Below are 3,632 nucleotides of genomic sequence, written 5' to 3'. Positions count from 1 at the left end.
CAAATTGGCTTCCCGACCTTTCCGGCCATGCCGGCCCGCTTTATCTGGAACTGGCGAACCATATTCAAAAGGACATCGAATCGGGTGCCCTGCCATCGGGCGCCAAGCTGCCGCCGCAGCGCAATCTGGCCTTCGACATCGGCGTTACCGTGGGAACGGTCAGTCGCGCCTATGCCGTGGTTCGCGAGCGCGGCCTGGTGAATGGCGAGGTCGGCCGCGGCACGTTCGTCGCCGGCAACAATACGGGGGCCCATCATCAGCAAATGCCCATGACGCTGCGCATTCCCGGCGGCCTGGAGGAAACGCGCTCGGACGTGATCCGGTTCGATTCCTCGGCCGCCTTCAGCGATGCGGGCTCCGCCGAGATGCGGCCGCTGCTCGCCGAAGCCGCCCGCTGCACCGATGACGCGATGGCCGACTATATCCGCGCCATCGAACCGGACTGGCGTCGCGCCGGCGCCGACTGGATCGCCGTCGGCGGCGGCTGGCGTCCGGACGAGCGGTCCGTCCTGCCCGCCTCGGGCGCGCAAGGGGCGCTCATGGCGATCATCGCGGCGGCCACCAATCCCGGCGACCGGATCGCCTGCGAGGCGCTGACCTATGCGGGCGCGCCGCGCAGCGCGCAACTGATCGGACGCGGTGCGGTCAGCGTGGCGATCGACGAGAACGGCATCCTGCCCGAGGCGTTCGAGAATGTGTGCGCGCAGCAGCACCCAAGGCTCCTGTTCCTGATGCCGGCGGTGCACAATCCGCTGACATGCGCGCTCGCGCCCGAACGGCGCGAGGCGATCGTCGACATCGCGCGCCGCTTCAACGTGATGATCATCGAGGACAATCTCTACTCAAGCGTCACGCCCGATCCGCACGCGCCGATCGCGGCGATCGCGCCCGACATCACCTTCCATATCTCCGGCCTGTCCAAGGCTGTCGCGGCGGGCCTGCGCGCCGGCTGGGTGGCCACCCCGCCGCACATGACCGCGCGCGTCTGGTCGGCCCAGAAGATGCTGTCGGGCGGTTCGAGCTATCTGCTCAGCGAACTGGCGGCCCGCATGGTCAATTCCGGCGCGGCGGCGGCCGTGCGCGCCCGCGTGCGCGACGAGATCGCCCGGCGCGTCGTCCTTATGCGCGCGATCTTCGAAGGCTGCGACATCCGTATTCGGGATCACACGCCCTTTGCCTGGCTGAAGCTGCCCGAGCCCTGGCTTTCGGGCACGTTCAAGGCCGCCGCCTACGAGGAGAAGGTACGGATCGACGACGAGGACGAGTTCAAGGCCGGGCGCGGCGACCACCGCTTCCACGGCGTGCGGATCGCCTTTGCGGCGCTGGCAAAGGACATGGAGACGCTGGAGACCGGCGCGCGGCGCCTGCGCCGCCTGCTCGATGCCGGCCCCGCCGTCTATCACAGCTACAATTGAGCGGCCCGCGCTTTTTTGCGCCAATTGCGCCGCGCGCCTTTTCCGCGCGCTGCCGCACACCTGTCTGCATCGCGGCAATCATCGGCCGAACGGCGAGGCGGGCGTTCAGGAGCGCGTCCGGATGAGGCAAGGGACATGGACTATCAGACGGAGAACAAGGCCAGCGGCCGGCAGGTCCTGCCCGACCTGACCCGCGCCGTCGCGCTTGTCGGCATCGCGCTGGTCAATGTCGGCTATATGGCCTGGCCGGCGACGACCGGCTATTATGGCGGCGGGCTGGAGACCGGCACGGACAGGGCGGCGCACTTTCTCGTCAGCGCCCTTTTTCTCTACAAGTCCTATACGCTGTTCGCGTTCATGTTCGGCGTCGGCTTCGCCTATCAGATCGGATCGGCCGAACGGCGCGGCAGAAGCTTCGGCGGCGCATATTGGCGTCGCATCGCCGGTCTTGCCGGGCTGGGGCTCCTGCACGCCGCCCTGCTCTTTCAGGGCGACATTTTGATGATCTACGCGGTGCTCGGCACCATCTTGTTCCTGTTCCGCAGCGCCGGCGCGCGGACGCTGATCCGCTGGGCGGTCGGCATCTATGTGATCCAACTGTTCATCATGGCCGGTTTCGCCGCCCTTATCTGGGCCGGAAACGCCTTCGCGCCGGACGTGATGGCGCAGGAACTGGCGACGATGCAGCAGTCCGCCGACCACGCACTGGCCGTCTTCGGCGCCGGAACCTTCGCCGAAACGGTCGTGTTGCGCCTTGCGGAATGGAGCGAGATCGTCGTCTTCGGCCTGCTCATGCAGGGCTTCGGCGCCCTGTCCTTCTTCCTGTTCGGCCTGGCCGCGGTACGCGGCGGCGTCATCGCCGATCCGTCCGCGCCGATCTGGCGCCGGTCGCGGCGCCTGTTCCTGCCGATCGGGGTGATCGGCAGCGTGCTCGGCGCATGGGTGATGATAAAGGCGGAAAACCAGGTCATGAACGCGTTCATGTTCGGCCTGCTCCTGATCACCGTGTTCAGCCCGTTTGCGAGTGCCGGCTATATCGGCCTGGTCGCCAGATGGGCCGAGCGGCCCGCCGGCGCGATCCAGACCTTTGCGGCCCGCGGCGGCACGGCGACGCTGACCGCCTATCTGATGCAGGGCCTTTTGTTCTCGCTGATCTTCAACGGCTACGGGGTCGGCCTGTTCGGAACGGTCGGCGCGGCCGGAAGCACCGCCATCGCCTTCGGTGTGGCGCTTTTTTCGATCGCCTTTTCCAGCCTCTGGCGCGCGCGGTTCGAGCGCGGGCCGATGGAGGCGCTGCTGCGAGGCTGGACCTATCTGGGGGCGCGCTGAGACCGTGGAAAGCGCAGATCGGCTGTGATCGCGCGTGCCGACCGGCTTCAAAAGCATCCAGGCCTGATCTAAACACCGGCCATGACCATACCCGACACCGTTCCCATCACGCCCGAACTGATCGAGGCGCACGGGCTCAAGCCCGACGAATATGACCGGATCCTCGAACTGATCGGCCGCGCGCCGAGCTTTACCGAACTGGGCATCTTCTCGGCCATGTGGAACGAGCACTGCTCGTACAAATCCTCGAAGAAATGGCTGCGCACCCTGCCGACCACCGGTCCTCGGGTGATCCACGGCCCCGGCGAGAATGCCGGCGTCGTCGACATCGGCGACGGACAGTGCGTCGTCTTCAAGATGGAAAGCCACAACCACCCCTCCTACATCGAGCCCTATCAGGGGGCGGCGACGGGCGTGGGCGGCATATTGCGGGACGTCTTCACCATGGGCGCGCGGCCGGTCGCGGCGATGAACGCGCTGCGCTTCGGCGAACCGGACCACCCCAGGACGCGGCATCTTCTGGCCGGCGTCGTCTCGGGCATCGGCGGTTATGGCAACGCGTTCGGCGTGCCGACGGTCGGCGGCGAACTGGAATTCGACGCCCGCTACAACGGCAATTGCCTGGTCAACGCGTTCGCGGCGGGCATCGCCGACACCGACGCGATCTTCCTGTCGAAGGCCGAGGGCGTCGGCCTGCCGATCGTTTATCTCGGCGCCAAGACCGGCCGCGACGGCGTCGGCGGCGCCACCATGGCGTCCGCCGAGTTCGACGACACGATCGAGGAGAAGCGCCCCACCGTGCAGGTGGGCGACCCGTTCACCGAAAAGTGCCTGCTCGAAGCCTGCCTCGAACTGATGGCGACCGACGCGATCGTCGCGATCCAGGAT

At 67.2% G+C, this 3,632-nt stretch carries 3 protein-coding genes; all 3 read left to right on the top strand.

The features are described from left to right. A partial coding sequence (locus tag AC5E6L_RS14730; protein ID WP_491774295.1) for an aminotransferase-like domain-containing protein occupies positions 1-1,415 on the top strand: 1,415 nt, incomplete at its 5' end. Between the two features lie 135 nt (positions 1,416-1,550). Beyond that, complete coding sequence (locus tag AC5E6L_RS14725) at positions 1,551-2,744, top strand: DUF418 domain-containing protein (protein WP_491774293.1); 1,194 nt, start codon at positions 1,551-1,553, stop codon at positions 2,742-2,744. 81 nt (positions 2,745-2,825) lie between these two features. Then, a partial coding sequence (locus AC5E6L_RS14720; RefSeq protein ID WP_491774291.1) for an AIR synthase related protein occupies positions 2,826-3,632 on the top strand: 807 nt, incomplete at its 3' end.

Source organism: Roseitalea sp. (genome assembly GCF_984466335.1).
This window is presented reverse-complemented; position numbering and strand designations above follow the sequence as displayed.